This is a genomic window from Flavobacterium hydrocarbonoxydans, assembly GCF_009789235.1.
Taxonomy (GTDB): domain Bacteria; phylum Bacteroidota; class Bacteroidia; order Flavobacteriales; family Flavobacteriaceae; genus Flavobacterium; species Flavobacterium hydrocarbonoxydans.
This window is the reverse complement of sequence record NZ_WSTB01000015.1, coordinates 41593-61014: the sequence shown is the minus strand read 5'-3', so window position 1 is coordinate 61014 and position 19422 is coordinate 41593. Positions and strand designations below refer to the sequence as shown.

The 19422-nt window shown below is 37.2% G+C and carries 12 protein-coding genes; 11 read left to right on the top strand and 1 reads right to left on the bottom strand.

All coding sequences use genetic code 11. The features are described 5' to 3' along the window. Window positions 1-74 precede the first annotated feature (74 nt). The gene (locus GON26_RS19685) at window positions 75-1187 is read right to left on the bottom strand and encodes an endonuclease/exonuclease/phosphatase family protein (RefSeq protein WP_160376481.1); all 1113 of its coding nucleotides are present in this window, start codon (window positions 1185-1187) and stop codon (window positions 75-77) included. A gap of 233 nt (window positions 1188-1420) precedes the next feature. Here GON26_RS19685 and GON26_RS19680 point away from each other — a divergent pair, with 233 nt between their 5' ends. From GON26_RS19680 to GON26_RS21700, 11 genes are all read left to right on the top strand, one after another. Next, entirely contained in the window at window positions 1421-2320 is a 900-nt protein-coding gene (locus GON26_RS19680) for a S66 peptidase family protein (RefSeq protein ID WP_230407971.1), read from the top strand. 141 nt (window positions 2321-2461) lie between these two features. Beyond that, the gene (locus GON26_RS19675) at window positions 2462-2821 is read left to right on the top strand and encodes a YraN family protein (RefSeq protein WP_160376480.1); all 360 of its coding nucleotides are present in this window, start codon (window positions 2462-2464) and stop codon (window positions 2819-2821) included. A gap of 118 nt (window positions 2822-2939) precedes the next feature. Further along, on the top strand, window positions 2940-3596 hold the full coding sequence (locus tag GON26_RS19670; protein WP_140503575.1) for an aspartate kinase: 657 nt from the start codon (window positions 2940-2942) through the stop codon (window positions 3594-3596). A gap of 393 nt (window positions 3597-3989) precedes the next feature. Continuing rightward, on the top strand, window positions 3990-4553 hold the full coding sequence (locus GON26_RS19665) for an RNA polymerase sigma factor (RefSeq protein ID WP_160376479.1): 564 nt from the start codon (window positions 3990-3992) through the stop codon (window positions 4551-4553). A gap of 228 nt (window positions 4554-4781) precedes the next feature. After that, window positions 4782-5960 (top strand): FecR family protein, encoded by a 1179-nt coding sequence (locus tag GON26_RS19660; protein WP_160376478.1) that lies wholly within the window; start codon window positions 4782-4784, stop codon window positions 5958-5960. Window positions 5961-6092: 132 nt separating this feature from the next. After that, window positions 6093-9368: a TonB-dependent receptor gene (locus GON26_RS19655; protein WP_160376477.1), complete on the top strand. Its 3276-nt coding sequence runs from the start codon at window positions 6093-6095 to the stop codon at window positions 9366-9368. A gap of 8 nt (window positions 9369-9376) precedes the next feature. Next, window positions 9377-10891, top strand: a complete 1515-nt coding sequence (locus tag GON26_RS19650) for a RagB/SusD family nutrient uptake outer membrane protein (protein WP_160376476.1) — start codon at window positions 9377-9379, stop codon at window positions 10889-10891. Between the two features lie 12 nt (window positions 10892-10903). Continuing rightward, complete coding sequence (locus GON26_RS19645) at window positions 10904-11983, top strand: SusE domain-containing protein (protein WP_160376475.1); 1080 nt, start codon at window positions 10904-10906, stop codon at window positions 11981-11983. 136 nt (window positions 11984-12119) lie between these two features. Next, window positions 12120-13496, top strand: a complete 1377-nt coding sequence (locus GON26_RS19640) for an alpha-amylase family glycosyl hydrolase (RefSeq protein ID WP_160376474.1) — start codon at window positions 12120-12122, stop codon at window positions 13494-13496. Window positions 13497-13545: 49 nt separating this feature from the next. Continuing rightward, complete coding sequence (locus GON26_RS19635) at window positions 13546-15726, top strand: glycoside hydrolase family 97 protein (protein ID WP_202110906.1); 2181 nt, start codon at window positions 13546-13548, stop codon at window positions 15724-15726. A gap of 253 nt (window positions 15727-15979) precedes the next feature. Further along, window positions 15980-19351, top strand: a complete 3372-nt coding sequence (locus GON26_RS21700) for an Ig-like domain-containing protein (RefSeq protein WP_160376473.1) — start codon at window positions 15980-15982, stop codon at window positions 19349-19351. Window positions 19352-19422 lie beyond the last annotated feature (71 nt).

The window sequence follows — 19422 nt, the reverse complement described above, 5'->3', positions numbered from 1 at the left end:
AATCTATTAAGCAACAGCTTTTCAAAATAGAACCTTAACTTAATACATTGGTAAAGTTGTGCGATTCTACGGTGTTAACGTTTTTCTTTTATGAGATAAATATAAACGGGGAAATGGTCGCTGAAACCTATTTCGGTCTGGCTGTGGCGCAAGGGATACCCTTTGTATTGTCCCGAGGTTTGTATGAGATAGGGTTTGTTGAAAATGCCGGCTTTCCAGAATTTATAGGTTGAGAAATCAGGTTTTATGAGCGATTCGGTCATCATGATTTGGTCGAAAATATCCCAGGCATCACGATGTGCAATGGTGCCCTGACCTCTTTTTTGCATTTCTTCGAAAGGGTTAAAAATTCCGAATTCCGGAACTTCGGTTTTTTTAGCTTTTGCGCCCAAAGCTTCTTTGATACTCTTATTATAAGGTCCGTCGTTGAGATCGCCCATCGTTATGACTTTGGCTTCGGGATTTATTTGTTGTAGCGAATCGATGATTTTTCGGTTGAGTTTTCCTGCAGCTTCGCGATAGGGGCTCGAAGCTTTCTCTCCGCCGGAGCGAGACGGCCAGTGATTGACAATAATATGGATTTCTTCGTTTTCGAGAAAACCAGTAATCAATAGCTGATCTCGTGTAAAAATTCGCTTGTTATCAGGTTTTGTTTCTATTTCCAGATCTTCAGTTTCTTCTATTTTTTCGTCTTTTTCGTCTTTTTCGTCTTTTTCAACGATTTGATTTTTATACACATATAAAGGTATGTTCGAAAAAGAGGTTGGTTTGAAATATTTCTTCTGATACAAAAGCGCCACATCGATACCGCGTTTGTCAGGCGAATCGAAATGAATGATGCCATAATCAAAATCTAAAATCATGGGTTCTTTGATTAAATCTTCGAGAACGCCTCTATTTTCGATTTCGCAACCCCCAATAAAAAGCGGTGCATTACGGTTTTCTGGCGTTCCAATTTCGGATAAAACTTTGGCGAGGTTTTTTAGTTTCTGACTGTATTTATCAAATGTCCAGTGCTGCGCTCCTTTGGGCGTCCACTCATCATCATTTGTTGTAGCATCATTTATAGTATCAAAAAGATTTTCGAAATTGTAAAATGCAACCGTATGGATGACATATTTTTTTGATTGCGCCTGTAGTAAAGCTGTTATTAAAATAAAAAAGAAACCGAATCGAAATTTTAGCATTGGTATAAGTTTTCCTGAATTGAATTGATTAAATTTATAAAAATATTCTATTTGTAAGAAATTTCAAATACGTTTAATTACCAAAAATTTTATCTTTGTTTTTAATAAAATTTTTAGCAAAAGAAAACATGTACTTAAAAAGCTCCGTATTCAGTAAGAAACACTTGATTTTTTATAAATTAGCATTTGTTATTTTTGCTCTAAATTCATTCACCTGTCAATCACAACAACACATGATAACACCACCTTATTTACAAAAAGGAGATACAGTCGCTATTTTAGCCACAGCCAGAAAAAACATCGATGATAACTTAAAACCTACCCTGGATTTATTGCACAGCTGGGGTTTAGAGGCTGTAATAGGAACAACCATTGGACTTGATACCCATCAGCTTGCAGGAACTGATGAGCAGCGTGCAGCGGATTTTCAGAAACAGATGGATAATCCAAATATTAAAGCAATCTGGTGTGTACGAGGCGGATACGGAACTGTAAGAATGCTTGATTTACTTGACTTCACCAAGTTTAAGCAACAGCCAAAATGGATTATTGGTTTTAGTGATGTTACGGTTTTGCATAATCATTTGAATACAATGGGATATAAGTCCATTCACGGTGCAATGCCGGTGAGTATTCCACGTGCCACGCCCGAAGCCATAAGTACATTAAAAGCAAGTTTATTTGGTGAACCCTTATCCTATACAGTAGGTCCGGATCCAATGAATCGTTTTGGAAAAGCAACAGGTGAACTGGTGGGTGGGAATTTATCTATTCTATACAGTTTATTAGGATCGCAATCGGCAATAGATTGTAGAGACAAAATTTTATTTATGGAAGATTTAGATGAATACCTATATCATATCGATCGTATGATGATGAATTTAAGGCGAAATGGCTGTATCGAAAATCTGAAAGGAATTGTTATTGGAGCCATGACGAGCATGAAAGACAATGATATTCCGTGGGGGAAAAATGCACTGGAAATTATTGATGACGTAACGAAAAAATATAACATTCCTGTTATTTTTAATTTTCCTGCAGGACACATCAGAGACAACAGAGCACTTATCATGGGTAGCACCGTTTCTATTGATGTAAATGCTTCTGGAAGTACTGTTGTTTTTCAAAAATAAAAGTCACTACAACTTCTTTTGATTAAGAAGAAACTTTAAATACCACATATAAAATCTTAAAAAGACGCAAAGGAAGTGTATTCGGCCTTTACGTCTTTTTGTATTTGCATCAATTTTGAACTGATATTTAAAAAACAAAAAATGGCTGAACACAACGAACTTGGAAAAAAAGGAGAACAGCTAGCTGCGGATTTTCTGATTGAAAACGGTTATGAAATTCTGGACCGAAACTGGATTTTTCAAAAGGCCGAAATAGATATTATTGCACTCAAAGAGGATGTTTTAGCGATAATAGAAGTCAAGACCAGATCGAGTTTAGATTTTGGTTCTCCGGAAGAATTTGTGAAGCCAAAAAAAATTCAGCTGCTTTTAAAAGCAGTAAATGCCTACATAAACGATAGGGGAATAGATTTTGAGGTTCGATTTGACATCATTGCCATCCATAAAAATGGAGAATCATTTGCTATTGAACACCTTACAGATGCTTTTTATCACTTTTAACATAATTTTTTATTGTTATAATTGTAACAAATTGTTTTTTTATTTATATTTGCAAAGATTTATAACATCACTATTAACTAAACCAACCCAATTAAGTTACAAAAAAAAAAAAAAAATTATGAAAACCGTTTCTTCAATTGTAGAAAATTACATCAAGACCAAGCCTTTTTTATTAAATGCGTTATCACTCGGAATTATCAATCTGACTTCTCTTTCCCGGAACATTATGAATGAACTCGAAAGTGAATTTGGTAAAGAAGTGAAACAAGGCGCTGTTGTAATGTCGTTGAAAAGACTTACGGAAGAACTTGACTTTAAACTGAATCATAAAATCAATAAAGTCATCAAAAATATTGGCGAAATTACGGTTCGATCAGAGTTGACGGATTATACTTTTGCAGCTTCTGAAACAGTTTTAAACAAACAAGCCGATCTTATTTCGGATATTAATGCTTTATCTGATATTTTTTATACATCCTCACGTGGTGTAAACGAAACGAATATTGTGGTGAGCAGCAGTGTTAATCATTTGGTTGAAAAACACTTTATGCGCGAAAAATTAATTCAGAAATTAGATAATTTAGCTTCAATTACAGTAAAATTGCCTAAAGAAAATATTGTTGTACCGGGTATTTATTACTTCATTTTTCAGCGTTTGGCCTGGGAAGGAATTATCATCAATGAGGTAATTTCTACTTCGAATGAGTTTACTATTTTGGTAGGAGAAGATCAGGTAGATGTAGCTTTTAAAGTAATAAAAGACCTGAAAAACTAGTTCGCAAAAATCCAATCAGAATCTATTAAAGATTCTTTATTATACCATCCTTTTGTCTTTTTTTAAGAAAGATAAAAGGATTTTTTTTGTTTGAAAGTTGAATATCAAATTATCATGAAATAAAACTTAAATAAGAATATTCACAATAAAAGATAATTAGCGTGTTTTAAATGTAAAATATACGTTAAAAACCTGCTAAGTTGATAAATCCTGTAAATTAAGAACTTCAGCACTTCTTCATTAAAAAAACAACAAAAAAATTAAATTAAGTTTTTTAGAGAATATTCGATGAGAATAATATTTTTATATATTTGCTAACCCATCAGCAAATTAGACCACTCATTTTGATAGTATCATAATATAATTAGAATTAAATAAAGACTAATTAAATTAATGTTAGAAGCGAACCTCCATAGCGAAAAATTATTGGTAAGTGAACTCAAAAATGGCAACGAAAAAGCCTTTCGTACCCTTTTTGATTTTTATTACCAGGATATCTATGGGTATAGTGTTAGTATTCTAAAATCAAAAGAAGCGGCCGAAGAAAATGTTCAGGATGTTTTTATGAAAGTTTGGCTCAATCGCGAAAACTTAAATCTGGAACAATCATTTAAAGCTTATATTTTTACTATTGCCCGAAATCAGGCTTTTAATTTTCTGAATAAAGCGGCAAATGAGGTTTTGCTTAAACAGGAGATTTTTTATGAAAGCCAGCAATCGCACGAATATGGCGATTATTCTATTCGGGAAGCCGATTGTAAAAAACTTAGGAAAGAGGCCATGAAACAATTACCGCCGAAACGGAAACAAATCTTTAAAATGTCCCGGAAAAAAGGGATGAGTTATGAAGAAATAAGCCAGGAACTCGGCATCTCGATAAATACAGTCAGGAACCAGATGAGTAAAGCACTCGAAACGATGCGGGTTTTTTTTCAGGTTCACGACGAAATGATTTAAATAAAAACTAGCTAACCATTAAAATCACTCCTTGTGGGTGATTTTTTTTGCTTTTTTCTGAAAATATTTTCAAGTCAATAAAGTCTTTAAAATCAATGCTTCACAAAGTTTTTAGCGAATATTTTATTCATTTTAAATGTTAAAATTAAAAAATTTATAACGTTTGAGTAGTACTCAAATTCCTTTCAGCTGTATTATATCAGAACTAGTCCTAAAAATCAATTCGTAATGAATTCAAATTCAGAAATAAAACAGTTACTTCAAAAGTTTATTTTAAACCAATGCACGCCCGAAGAAACGAACGAGGTAATCGCTTATTATAAAAAAAATAAACTTACGGATGATTTTCCTTCCGTAGAAGAGGTTCAAACTCTTTTAGGCGAAATGCCGAAAATGAATCAGCAAACCGCAGATGATATTTTCATGAACATTCTGGCTTCATCAAAAGAAAATGAAACTACGATTGCTATTGCTCCGAAAAAATCAAATTTCAGAAAACACATTTCGATTGCTGCATCGGTAATAATTTTGTTGGGAGTTGGATTTTTCTACAAACAAAATCTTCAGAATAAAACTGCGGAACCAAAATTCGATTTTAAGAGTACAGATATCGTCCTGCAGTTAGAAAATGGTAATGTTCAGATTATTTCTGAAGATAATTCTGTTGAGGTAAGAGATTCTAAAGGAAATGTTGTGGGGAATCAAAACGGAAACAAACTGGTTTATGAAACAGGTTCAGATGTAGAGAAAGTTTCTTATAACACGATTAAAATTCCATACGGGAAAAAATTCCAGTTGCAATTGTCAGACGGGACTTTGGTACACTTAAACTCCGGAACGACTTTAAAATATCCGGTGAAGTTTATTGCAGGTGAAAACCGACAAGTATTTCTGGATGGTGAAGCTTTTTTTGATGTTGCCAAAGATAAAAAACACCCTTTTATCGTAAATGCGGATAAGCTGAATGTACGTGTTTTAGGAACCCATTTTAATGTTTCGAATTACCCTGAAGATGCGATGACAGATGTAGTTCTGGTTGAAGGTTCAGTAGGAATGTATCATACCAGTGAGGAATTTGATGCAGCTAAAAACACGATTTTAAAGCCAGGTTTTAAAGGAAGTTTTAATAGAGGAAATGCTCAAATTTCGACGAAACCAGTTTTGACAGACATCTACACTTCGTGGATAAACGGAGGGCTGACTTTTAGAAACATGACCTTCAAAAATATTATTACAAAACTCGAAAGACGTTATAACGTAACCATTGTAAACCAAAACGAAAAACTAGCTAACGAGAAATTTAATGCCAGCTTTAGTGATGAATCTATAGAAAAAGTGATGAGTTACTTTGATGATATTCACGGAATTAATTACACCATAAAAAACAATCAGATACTAATTAAATAACCACTAAAACCAATGAAAAAAGATGAAGAAGTAAAAATACTAGAATAAAAAAAATCGGAAAGAGCTGCGAACAATTTCCGATTAACTAAGTGATTGAATATAACGAATTAACTACAATCAATTAACAAAATTATGAAAAAAAAATCAAAGGATATGGGATTTTTGTTCCCAATATTCAAAATTGACCTAAAATTGAAACTAACAGCCTTACTTATTTTGGTCGCCGTGTTTAATATTCGAGGGAATACTTATGCCCAAAAAACAAAAGTAACTTTAGAATTAAACAATTCAACAATCGAGAAGGTTATTGAGACCATAGAACAAAAAACAGATTTTAGATTTATTTACAAACTGAATGATATCGACTTAGACCGGGTGATTTCGATTTCAGTTAAAAATCAATCGATCGATATTGTTTTGGATAAACTTTTTAAAGGAACTCCTACTGAATTCAGGGTGCGAGATACGCAGATTATCCTAAAAAAGCCGGAACTCAGAACGGAAACTATACAACCAGAGAAGATAACGGTATCCGGGATTATTACCGATGAAAATGGTATGCCTTTACCTGGAGCTTCCGTTTTTGAAGAAGGATCAAAAAACGGTATGGTGACCGATTTTGACGGGAAATATAAACTTACAGTTGAAAGCAGCAACTCAGTAATTGTAGTAACTTTTATTGGATACAAACCCAAAAGAGTGGTTGCTAACCAGAAAAACATCAATATTCAGCTTTTTCCGGATACTACAGATTTACAGGAAATTGTAGTGGTAGGATATGGTTCTACAGCTAAAAGAGATGTTACGGGAGCTGTTTCTTCTATCAATGCAAAAGAGATGAATCAGGGGGCTATTGTAAATCCGTTACAGTTGATTTCAGGAAAAGCGGCGGGTGTAAATATTACACAAATTGGTAGTGAACCAGGATCAGGGCCAAGTGTTCGTATTCGCGGAATTGGTTCTTTGATTGGAGGAAACGATCCATTGGTAGTGGTAGATGGAATCCAGGGAAATATGGATTTGCTAAATCAGGTTCCGCCTAGCGAAATTGAAAGCATGGATATTTTGAAAGATGCTTCGGCTACTGCGGTTTACGGTTCAAGAGGAGCGCCAGGTGTAATCATTGTAACAACAAAAAAGAACAAAGCAGGAAGAACTACCTTGGAGTATATTGGTTCTACATCTTTAGATTTCATTCCAAAAAAACTGGATATGCTAGATGCGAATCAATGGTGGAAAACGGCTCAAACATTAGGAGTGCCAGCTTCATCCAATCATGGTTCAGATACGGATTGGTATGGTCTTTTGACACAAACCGGAATCACACAAACGCATACTTTGTCTTTTGGTGGAGGAACGGATAAATTTAACTACAGAGCTTCTATAACAGCTATTTTACAGGATGGAGTTGTTATAAACACAAATAATAAAAAATACATTGGACGTGTTCAGGCAACACAAACAGCCCTTGATGATAAATTAAAACTGACTTTTAATTTGACTAACGGGATTATCAATGGCAATAACTCTATTGGCGATATCGGGACAGCGGCCTATATGTCAAATTTGATTACAAATGCCTATTTGATGCGACCAACAGATCCTGTGTATAATACGGATGGAAGTTATTTTACAGATCCTAATGTGTTTCAATATTTAAACCCTTATGCAGCGGCACAAACGGTTACCAATGAAAGACAGGAAGATAATTTATTTGGAAGTCTGAAAGCAGATCTGGATGTAGCCAAAGGTTTGGTTGCAAGCTGGTTTGGAAGCTGGAGAAAAACAAATGTAATGTCTGGTTATTATCTGCCTGCCGCATCGACAAATGCCTATGCAATTGATCAAAAGGGATATGCAGACATTACAGACCAAAAGCAAAACGAAAAACTGATGAATGCCAGTCTTACCTATAAAAGAACTTTTGGTGTTCACAGTATAAATGCATTGGCGCTATACGAATGGCAAAATCAGACCTATCAGGGAAATTATGCACGTGTAAAAGGGTTTATCAGTGATAAGACTACTTACAATGCGCTTCAGTTAGGGGATCTTTCTAAAGTTTCTCCTGGTGATATGACATCATACAAAAACGACAGAACATTGGTCTCTTTTTTAGGACGTGTAAACTATTCTTTGCTTAATCGTTATTTGTTTACAGGGAGTTTCAGACGTGATGGTGCATCTGTATTTGGGGTAAACAATAAATGGGGAGATTTTCCATCTGCATCTGTAGCCTGGCAAATCAACAAGGAGTCTTTTATGGAGAATCAAAGTTTGTTCACTGAATTGAAATTGCGTGCAGGATATGGTGTAACAGGAAACCAACAGGGGCTTATGCCTCAAAACTCTATCGCCTTAATCGGTAACCGTGGATTAACTTATTTTGGAGGATCACAAATCACAAATTATGGTGCAAAACAAAATGCAAATCCTGACTTGAAGTGGGAAACGAAAAAACAAACCAATATAGGTCTTGACTTTGCCCTTTTAGACAATCGATTAAGAGGAACGGTTGATGTTTACGATGCCACAACCGATGATTTATTACTGGATTATACCTTAACTCAGCAAGGAAACGACTACAATTACATAAAAGCGAATGTAGGAAGTATTTCAAATAAAGGATTGGAGGCTTCATTGGCGTATGATGTCATCAAAACAGACAACAGCACCCTTACAGTAGGAGGTAACGTTTCATTTATGAAAAATGAAGTACTTAACCTAAACGGAAATTATAATGGTCAGGATCTAACGACGGCTTACGTAGGTTGGGGAACTGCAAATTCTTATTTGGTAAAAGGAAAGCCAGTGGGAGCCTTTTATATTCTGGAATCTACGGGGGTAGATGGTAATAATGCAGAAACAGTATTGGATCGTGACGGAAGCGGAGGTGTTATCAATCAAAATGCCGATAGCCCGGATCGTTATTACGCAGGTTCCGCTTTACCAACTTATACTTTTGCTTTCAACCCATCTTATCGATATAAAGATTTTGATGTTTCGATGTTATGGAGAGGTTCAGGAGGAAATAAAATTTACAATGCACTTAATCAAAGGTTAAGCATGCTGGAGAATGTTGGTAAATCGAATGTTTTAGAAAGCGCTGTTGACAAAGGAATTGTTACTTCTACCTACAGCTCAGATTTATGGTTAGAAGATGGTTCTTTTATTCGATTAGATAATATTACAGCGGGTTATAGTTTCCGTTTTACAGATAAATATGTTGATTCGGTTCGACTTTCTCTTACAGGAAATAATTTATTACTCTTTACTGATTATACAGGTATGGATCCGGAATTAAATATAAGTGGAAGTGGGAATCCTGCAGACAACTTTGGTGGAGACAGAGGGATTTATCCTCGTACCAGAAGTATTGCATTTGGTTTAAGTGTAAAATTTAAATAGTAAAAGAAATGAAAATTAAAAATATATTGTGGGCTGGAAGCTTATGTTTCCTTGCCTTGTTTAGTTGTACCGATGTTAGTGAAACGGTATATGACCAATATCCTGCAGATGAGTTTTACGCAACTCCCGAAGGAACCAATAGTTTACTTGCAAGCATTTACGCCCAAATTCCGGGAGAATTTAATAGAGACGGATATAATGGTGTAGGCTATGCTGGAGCAGATAATGGCTGGTATGACATGAATTGCATGGCATCTGATGAACAGGTTATTCCGCATAGAAATGATGGTAACTGGCAACAGGATTTTGCACGTTTCCATAAACATGGCTGGTTGCCAACTGAAGGTATCATCGACAATACCTGGAACTGGCTGTACAGATGTATTTTCAAAGCCAATTTAGCAATAGAATTATTAGAAAAATCAAATGCAGATGCTTCAAAAATTGCCGAAGCGAAAACATTGCGTGCTTTTTTCTATTATTTATTGATTGATGATTTTGGAGATGTTCCTTTTTTTACAGAAAACAAAATTGATGGAGATAAAATTCCACAAGTGAGCCGTAAAGAAATTTATAATTTTATTGTAAAGGAACTAAAAGACAATGTAGAATTACTTTCGGGTACCAAAGGAGCAGACTATTACGGAAGATTCAACAAATGGGCAGCTTATACCGTATTGGCAAAAGTATATCTGAATGCTGAGGTTTATACTGGCGAAGCAAAATGGAATGAATGTCTTGCGGCTTGTAATAAAGTAAGCGAAGGCGGATTTACACTTCACTCAGGTGCTGCTGACGCATCTAATCCTTTAGGAAATAAATATTATGAATTGTTTGGGGATGTTTCACCTCAGGATGAAACTATTTTATCCATTTATGCTACTGTTGATGTTTTGTCGCGTAATGTTTACGGCGTTAGAAGCCTTTATGGTCCTCATGCACAAGCTGTATTTGGATTTAGTGGCTGGAATGGTACTATTGTCCCAACACAATATTACCTGAAATATGCAGATAACGATATTCGTAAAAAGCAGTTTTTAGTAGGCGAACAGCCTGGAGGAGTTAATTATTCATTAACTGTTCAGTCTATAGATCTTCCGGGAGCAGATCCGCAGGCAGGTGTTCGTAATGTAAAATTTTATCCTGCTGGAGTAAGTACCGGAGGAGGAGCTTCTAATGATTTTCCGATTTACAGATACGCTGATGTGCTTTTGATGATAGCGGAGTGTAATGTTCGTTTAGGAAATCCTGGAGCAGCAAAACCTTTTGTAGATCAAATCAGACAACGTGCTGGATTAAATGCACTGGATGCAAACCCAACACTGGATGATGTTTATAACGAAAGAGGTTTTGAGTTAAACTGGGAAGGCCACAGAAGACAGGATATGATTCGTTTTAATAAATTTTTATTAGCAAACGAATTCAGAGGTGTATCGCCTGATTTCCGAAAGTTATTCCCTATTCCAACATCTGCTTTAAATGCAAATAAAGCGCTGAAACAAAATCCGGGCTACCCGCAATAAAAACAAACTATCATGAAAAAATATATAAATAAATTATTCATATTAGGCAGCTTGCTTTTTTTGGGTGCCTCCTGTGAAAATGAATCCGCCCAAACAACGACTTTGAAAAAAGTTACTTTTCCGGCAGACATTGAGGCTTCTGCAACCACATTGGTACTTACAGAAGATAATTCAGATGAATCTGTTGTGCTGTTTTCATGGCCGTCAGTCCAATTTCCTGTTGGTACAGCAGTTACGTATGCTTTACAAATTGATGTAATCTCAGGTATTACAGGTCCAACTGCCTGGCAAAAAGCCAAAAGGGTTGAAGTGGGCGAAGATGTTTTAAGCAAAGCTCTAATAGGAAGAGATTTAAACAAAATAGCTACAGATTTAGGACTTGCTATTGATATTCCAGGAAAATTAGTTGTTCGTGTAGAAGCCAGTTTAGACCATAAAGTGTATTCGAATGAGATTACCTTAACGGTTACGCCTTATGAAAAAAAGGTTGTTTTTGGCGAAATTTATATGCCGGGAAGTTATCAGGGATGGGCTGTAGAAACAGCTGCTGCTTTAAGTGCCATACAAACCGGTGTTTATCAGGGTTATGTTGAAATTCCGGAAGGAGCTGGTTTAGGCTTTAAATTAAACACAGCAAGAAACTGGGCACAATTTTATGGAGATGACGGAGCTGGAAACCTTAAAAACATGAGCGATACTGATTTGGTAATGCCAGGCGCAGGAACGTATCAGGTAAAAGCCAATCTAAACACCTTAAAATGGTCAGCAACTCCTTATTCGTGGGGAATTGTAGGAGACGGAACCGCTGGAAGCTGGGACAACAGTACACCAATGTCATACGATCATCAGCTTAAAATCTGGAAAATTACCACGACGCTGGTTGCCGGAAACGTAAAATTCAGACTAAATAACAACTGGACGATCAATTACGGACCAAAAAACACAACAGACGGAATGGTACATCTTGATGATCCGGGTGCGCACTATGTTGGTGAAGCCGGTACTTACGAAATTACCCTGTCAATAAATGATGTCGATCCTGCTAACCTTGGATATCCTCCAACAGCGACGTACACCATTACAAAAAAATAATAAAAAATTCTAAGTTAGTTTGGTTACAGAATGCTTGTCTTTCATTCGTGAAAGGCAGGCTATTCTTAATGACCTGAAAACAGTAGAAGTTCTGGAATAAACCCGGAACTTATTAAAAACTAAAATTCAAAAAATTATGAAATTTAATATAAAAATCGTTTTGGGACTACTGCTTGCGTTAGCGTTTGTTTCCTGTAGTTCATCTGATGACGATTCAGCTCCGATTTCTCCATATACTCAATATGGGTCGGTTTTCGAAAAAATGCCAAGCAAAGCAGATGCTGTAATTTATCAGGTAAATATTCGCGCTTTTAGTCAGGCCGGAACCTTAAAAGGAGTTCAGGAAAGACTGACTCAAATTAAGGATTTAGGTGTAAATGTAATTTACTTAATGCCTGTTTTTCCTGTGGGAGAAGAAAGAGCTACAGGGGAATTAGGTTCGCCTTACGCAGTTAAAGATTACAAAGCGGTGAATCCTGATTTTGGAACTCTGGAAGATCTTCGCACATTAGTCGAAGAAGCACATAAAAAAGATATGGCTGTAATTCTGGACTGGGTTGCTAATCATACCGCCTGGGATAATGCCTGGATTACGCAGCATCCTGACTGGTACCAGAAAGATGCAAGCGGAAATATTATTATTCCTCCGGGAACCAATTATAATGATGTGGCGCAATTGGATTTTAATAATAGTGAAATGAAAGCGGCTATGATCGACGCCATGGAATATTGGGTTTATACTGCCAATATTGATGGGTTCCGATGCGATTATGCAGATTTTGTTCCGCAAAATTTTTGGTCCGAAGCGATTACAAAAATCAGAGGAATTAAAAAACAAAATATGCTAATGCTGGCTGAGGGAACAAAAGTCAATCATTTTACGGCTGGTTTCGATTATACTTTTGGATTTAATTTTTTCAGCACTTTAGAAAAAGTATTCAAAGAAGGAAAACCTGCAACCACCATTCAGGATTCTAATGCTACAGAATATGCCAGCAATTATAACGAAGAAAACAGAATTGTAAGATACACCAGCAACCACGATGTAAATTGGGTTGAAGGAACACCTATCCAACTTTTTGGAGGTAAAAAAGGATCTGTGGCAACCTTTGTAGTAGCGGCTTATATGAAATCGGTTCCGATGATTTATAACGCTCAGGAAATTGGATACGATCAAAAAATCGATTATTTCTCCCGCACGCCAATTGACTGGTCCACTGCTGACGCTGACTTACTTGCTGAGTACAAAAAAATTATTGCTTTCAGAAACACCAGTAATGCGGTCAAAAAAGGAACTTTCAAAGGATATAGTAACGATGCCGTAAGTGCTTTTACTATGGAAAAAGACGCTGAAAAGGTTTTGGTTTTGTCTAATTTGACAAGCGGATCCGTAAAATATCTTGTAGCTCCAAGTTTAAAAGGAACCTGGAAAGACGCTCTTTCAGGAGCAACAATAAATTTGGGTGCTGAGGTATCTTTGTCAGGATATGAATATCTTATATTAACAAAATAAAAGAGAAGCAACTTTAAAAATAAATTAGATTTGCAAAAAACTAAATAACATGAATTTTCAATCTCAAAAAATGTTGCTTCAAATTCGTTTTGGCAAAAAAATAGCGGTGTTGCTTTTTGTATTCGGTAGCTCTTTATGGGCCCAGGCCCAGGAAATTTCTTCGCCAGATAAAAATCTTTCTTTAAAATTTGAATTAAAAGAAGGCGGTATTCCGAGTTACCAATTATCATACAAACAAAAAGCAGTCGTAAAACCAAGTTCTTTAGGGCTTGAACTGAAAGATTTGCCTTCTTTTATGGATGGTTTTACCGTTACAAATTCGGCTCAATCTTCTGTTGATGAATCCTGGAATCCGGTTTTGGGTGAAGAAAAAACAATTCGCAACAACTACAACGAATTGGTTGTCACTTTAGCGCAAGCGAAAAACAACAACCGATTTATCCGAATTCGTTTCCGTTTATTCAACGATGGATTAGGTTTTAGATATGAGTTTCCGAAGCAAAATGATTTGAGTTATTTTGTAATAAAAGAAGAGCGTTCCGAATTTAATTTGGCTGGAAATCATAAAATTTTCTGGATTCCGGGAGATTATGATACCAACGAATATGCTTATACGACTTCTAAGATTTCTGAACTTCCTTCGTTGATGAAAAAAGCCACTATCGAAATCAATTCGCAATGGCCTATCAAAGAATTATCGGTGCAAACGCCAGCAATGATGAAGTCTGATGACGGTTTGTACATCAACATTCACGAAGCGGGTCTGATCAATTATCCTGCGATGTATCTGGAAGTGGATGCAGCAACTAACAAAATGAAAAGTCATTTGGCACCAGATGCTGTTGGCGCAAAAGGATATATGCAGACAGATGCACAATCGCCATGGAGAACGATTGTGGTAAGTGATAAAGCAACTGATATTTTAGCATCAAAATTAATTCTGAATCTAAACGAACCAACCAGTTATAAAGATGTTTCCTGGATAAAACCGGTAAAATACATCGGAATTTGGTGGGAATATTTCGTAGCCGGAAAAAGCACCTGGGCTTTCGGAAAAGAAAACAATGTAAAACTGACGGATGATTTTTCCAAATTAACGCCAAACGGAAAACACGGTGCTACGACTGAACGAGCTAAAGAATACATAGATTTTGCTTCAAAAAATGGTTTTGATGCCATCCTTATCGAAGGATGGAATATCGGTTGGGAAGACTGGATCAACAACTGGAAAGAGGAAGTTTTTGATTATGTAACCGCCTACCCTGATTTTGATGTAAAAGCAGTTCACGCGTATGCCGCTTCAAAAGGAGTAAAAATTATCATGCACCACGAAACCTCAGGATCAGCAACCAATTATGAGCGTCGTTTAGACCGTGCTTTTGAGTTTATGAATGACAATGGTTATGATGCTGTAAAAACAGGTTATGTAGGTAAAATTATTCCACGTGGAGAACACCATGACGGACAATGGATGGTGAATCATTACATTCATGTAGCCAAACGTGCAGCCGATTATAAAATTATGATTAACAGCCACGAAGCGGTTCGCCCAACAGGTTTAAATAGAACTTTCCCAAACTGGATTGCACAGGAATCTGCCCGTGGAACGGAGTTTGAATCAATGGGAGGATTAGCACCGGATCATACCACGATTTTACCTTTTACCCGCTTAATGGGTGGCCCAATGGATTACACACCAGGGATTTTCCAGACCGATCTTTCGTATTACGGAACAGGAAGCACGCAGCGTGTCAACACCACTTTGGTGAAACAACTGGCATATTACGTAACGATGTACAGTCCGTTGCAAATGGCAGCTGATATTCCGGGAAATTATGAGCGTTTTCCAGATGCTTTTCAGTTTATCAAAGATGTTGCTGTGGACTGGGACAACAGTTATATTCTGGAAGCAGAACCTGGAGATTACATTACAATTGCCCGTAAAGCTAAAGGAAAAGACGAATGGTTTATTGGTGGAATCACCGATGAAAACGCCAGAACTGCCAACATCACTTTTGATTATTTACCAGCCGGAAAAAAATTCATCGCCACTATTTATGCCGATGCAAAAGAGGCCAATTGGGATAAAAATCCTCAGGAATATACCGTTTCTAAAGTTGTTGTAACCTCCAAAACAATTTTAAAACAATATCTGGCTTCGGGCGGTGGTGTTGCCATCAGCATCAAAGAAGGAACTGCTTCAGAATTAAAGGGATTGAAGAAGTTGTAAGATTACAGAATCGCATTTATTAAAAAGTTTTTTTGCCACGAATTCACGAATTAAGTTTTTCTCCATAAAAATAAACTGGAAAAAAAATTCGTGCATTCGTGGCAGGGAAAACGATTGTCTAATTTTTGGGCAAAAATTAAAAATTTACTACTTGAAGACTATTAACCAACCAATGTTTGTCAAATTTAAAAAACAATGCAAGTGAGAATGAATTTTAGTTAAAGATGCTGACAAGCATGCAAAAACCAAAATTATGAAAATTAAAAAAATCACAAGATTATTGGAGATCAGCAAAGCATTAATTTGTTTTCTGATGTTATTTGCAAGTTCCGTTTATGCACAAGATCCACCTCAGTACGGCACCCCCTTCGCAGGAGTTCCCGATACCAGAGATATAAACATGTATCAGGTACATATTCGTCCGTTTAGTGCTAACGGAGATTTAGCCGGAGTAACCGCCCGATTAGATAATATTAAAGCACTTGGGACCAATGTTATTTATTTAATGCCCATTTACCCTCATGGTACTGATTCGAGAAGCTCGCCTTCGCCTTATTGTATTAAAGATTTTAAAGCCGTAGCTTCTGAATATGGCTCGTTGTCTGACCTTCGTACTTTAGTTGATGGAGCACACAGCCGTGGAATGGCTGTTATTTTAGATATTGCTATCAACGGGACTTCCTGGGATAATCCCTGGACAATCCAGCATCCTGAGTATTATTTGCGTAGCGGAACAACCATTCAGCAATTAGGTAATTTTTCAGATATTGCTGCTCTTGACCTTAATAGTTCGGCGACACGAAACGCCATAAAAGATGCTATGCGTTATTGGATTTTGGCGGCAAATATCGACGGTTACCGTTGTGATTATGCTAATAATCCGCCGCTTGATTTTTGGTCGGAAGTAATTGGAAATATCCGTGGAATCAATACGCATAAATTACTGATGCTTGCTGAAGGAGACAGACAGGCTAATTTTACTGCCGGATTCGATATGAATTTTGGTGACAGATGGTTTTGGAACGCTCTAAAAGATGTTGCTGCCGGAGGACCTGTTTCGCAACGATTTCAAACCATCAATGATTATGAATATGTAAATGCAACCGGATCCAATCAGGCTGTTCGATACACCGGGAATCATGATACTTACACCAATGAAAATGGGGTACAGAGACCTTTTGTAATCTTCAATAATCATAATGGTATTGTTGCTAATTTCCTGGTTTCGGCTTATATGAAAGGGGTTCCTTTTTTAATGAGTGGACAGGAAATCGATTACGAACCCAAAACAGATTGGCCCTGGAACAATTTTAAATTCAATTGGTCTCAAAATCCAACCGCTGCGGCTGATTTTGCTAAAATATTGAACTTCAGAACCAGCAGTGCAGCCATTCGTCGAGGCGATTTAACGATGTATGCGAATGATGATATTAGTATTTTTACCAAAACATTAGGTGCTGAAAAAGTAGTCGTAATGTCGAATTTAAGAAATGCTTCTAAATCGTATGTTATTCCGGCAGCATTAGCGGGAACCTATGTAAATCCGTATAACGGAAATGCTTCTGTAACGCTAACAGCAGGCGCTACACGATCATTTGCAGCTTATGAATATTTGGTTTTAACCAATGCCAATGTTCCGGTGGTAGCTGTTACGGGAGTATCGGTTAATCCGGCAACAGCTACAGTTGGTTTAGGTTCAACACAGCAGCTTAATGCTACAATTGCTCCGGCAAATGCCACCAACCAAAACCTGACCTGGACATCGGGAAATACCGCTGTAGCAACGGTAAACGCTTATGGTTTAGTAACGGCAGTTTCAGCGGGTACCACAACAATTACAGTTAAAACCGTTGACGGAAATAAAACGGCTACATCAGCCATAACCGTGGCGGCAATTCCTGTTGCATCTGTGAGTGTTTCACCTGCTACAGCAAGTTTATATGCCGGCAATACGCAACAGCTTAGCGCAACAGTGGCTCCTGCCAATGCGACCAACAAAACGGTAAGCTGGTCTTCGAGTAATAATGCCATTGCCACTGTAAATTCAAGCGGACTTGTAACAGCAGTTTCTGCCGGAACAGCAACTATTACAGCGACTACACAAGACGGAAATAAAATAGCTTCGGCAACCATTACGGTAAATGCCAATACTAATTTTACCGTTTATTTTTATAAACCATCTACTTGGGGAACGGGTATCAAAATTTACTATTGGAGTGCATTACCGGCTGGGGTTTTGGCAAATGCTAGCTGGCCTGGTGTAAACATGACAGATACAGGTAATGGTTGGTACAGTTATACTTTTACCAATGTAACTTCTACGAATGTAATATTTAACGATGGTACCAATCAAACGGCCGACTTAAGCCGAAACAAAACCGGTTGGTACATGAATAATACGTGGTACGACAGCAATCCTGGTACTGTAGTAGCAGTTACGGGAGTTACACTTGCTCCAACTACGGCCACTTTATTAGTGGGTGCTACGCAACAGTTAACACCTACAGTTGCTCCTGCAACGGCAACCAATAAAGCAGTTGCTTACAGTTCCTCTAATACAGGCGTTGCAACAGTAAATGCTGCAGGATTAATAACTGCCGTAACAGCGGGTTCTGCTACGATAACGGTAACAACTCAGGACGGTGCCAAAACAGCAACTTGTGTGGTAACAGTAAATGCTGTAAATGTAGCAGTAACAAGCGTTAGTCTTAGCCCAACATCAGCTTCATTGTCTGTTGGCGGAACACAACAGCTTACACCTACAATTCTGCCTGCCAATGCGACGAATAAAGCCGTAACGTACAGCTCAAGTAATACAGCTGTGGCAACGGTAAATGCTTCTGGAGTAGTAACGGCTGTGGCAAACGGAACAGCAACGATTACGGTAACAACAGTTAGCGGAAGCAAAACCGCCACTTGTGCCATTACGGTTTCAACGGCTACAGGAACGTATTATACCATCAAAAACAGATGGACAAATGCTTATTTGTCGGATAATGGAGCGAATGTAGGTTATGGGGCAACAGCTTCCAATAACAATTACAAATGGCAGAAAATTGCTATTGACGCGACTTATTTTGTCTTGAAAAATGTGGCGACTGGTGAACTGATGAATATCGAAAGTCAAACCGGAAATGTTCAGTCGAATGTAACAGATACTACTTTCTGGAGCGCACAATGGTCAGCGGATTATATAGACGGAACATGGATCAGAATCAGAAACAGATGGCAGACCGGAAACATTGTTCACGTAGAAAACCAAACAGGTTCTGCACAATACGGAAATTCTCAGGATGGCTGGTACAGTGCACAATGGCAATTGGAGACGACCACAATGTCAAAAACTGCGGTTAGTGTTAAGGAAGAAATCATAAAAGAAGATACTTCAGCTTTGGTAGGGATCTATCCAAATCCGGCATCAGAAAACTTTTTTAATGTAACGTTACCGGAATTAAAGGGAGAAGCCCCAGCAACAATTACGGTTACAGATATGAATGGAAGAAAGGTTGTAGCGGAAAGACTTTCGGCATCAGGAACTGTAAATCATCATTTAGCTGCTGGTTTATATTTAGTACATATTCAGGCAGATGATGTGAATGTGACGAAGAAACTGATTGTTAAATAATTGTTTTTTCGCCACGAATTCACGAATTATTATTGTTAAAAAAGTAAGCCCAGATGAAAATTTCATCCGGG

What these genes read in the sequence shown, in the direction of transcription:
- GON26_RS19685 (WP_160376481.1), bottom strand. Translation starts at nt 1,187, where the DNA reads ATGCTAAAATTTCGATTCGGTTTCTTTTTTATTTTAATAACAGCTTTA.
- GON26_RS19680 (WP_230407971.1), top strand. Translation starts at nt 1,421, where the DNA reads ATGATAACACCACCTTATTTACAAAAAGGAGATACAGTCGCTATTTTA.
- GON26_RS19675 (WP_160376480.1), top strand. Translation starts at nt 2,462, where the DNA reads ATGGCTGAACACAACGAACTTGGAAAAAAAGGAGAACAGCTAGCTGCG.
- GON26_RS19670 (WP_140503575.1), top strand. Translation starts at nt 2,940, where the DNA reads ATGAAAACCGTTTCTTCAATTGTAGAAAATTACATCAAGACCAAGCCT.
- GON26_RS19665 (WP_160376479.1), top strand. Translation starts at nt 3,990, where the DNA reads ATGTTAGAAGCGAACCTCCATAGCGAAAAATTATTGGTAAGTGAACTC.
- GON26_RS19660 (WP_160376478.1), top strand. Translation starts at nt 4,782, where the DNA reads ATGAATTCAAATTCAGAAATAAAACAGTTACTTCAAAAGTTTATTTTA.
- GON26_RS19655 (WP_160376477.1), top strand. Translation starts at nt 6,093, where the DNA reads ATGAAAAAAAAATCAAAGGATATGGGATTTTTGTTCCCAATATTCAAA.
- GON26_RS19650 (WP_160376476.1), top strand. Translation starts at nt 9,377, where the DNA reads ATGAAAATTAAAAATATATTGTGGGCTGGAAGCTTATGTTTCCTTGCC.
- GON26_RS19645 (WP_160376475.1), top strand. Translation starts at nt 10,904, where the DNA reads ATGAAAAAATATATAAATAAATTATTCATATTAGGCAGCTTGCTTTTT.
- GON26_RS19640 (WP_160376474.1), top strand. Translation starts at nt 12,120, where the DNA reads ATGAAATTTAATATAAAAATCGTTTTGGGACTACTGCTTGCGTTAGCG.
- GON26_RS19635 (WP_202110906.1), top strand. Translation starts at nt 13,546, where the DNA reads ATGAATTTTCAATCTCAAAAAATGTTGCTTCAAATTCGTTTTGGCAAA.
- GON26_RS21700 (WP_160376473.1), top strand. Translation starts at nt 15,980, where the DNA reads ATGAAAATTAAAAAAATCACAAGATTATTGGAGATCAGCAAAGCATTA.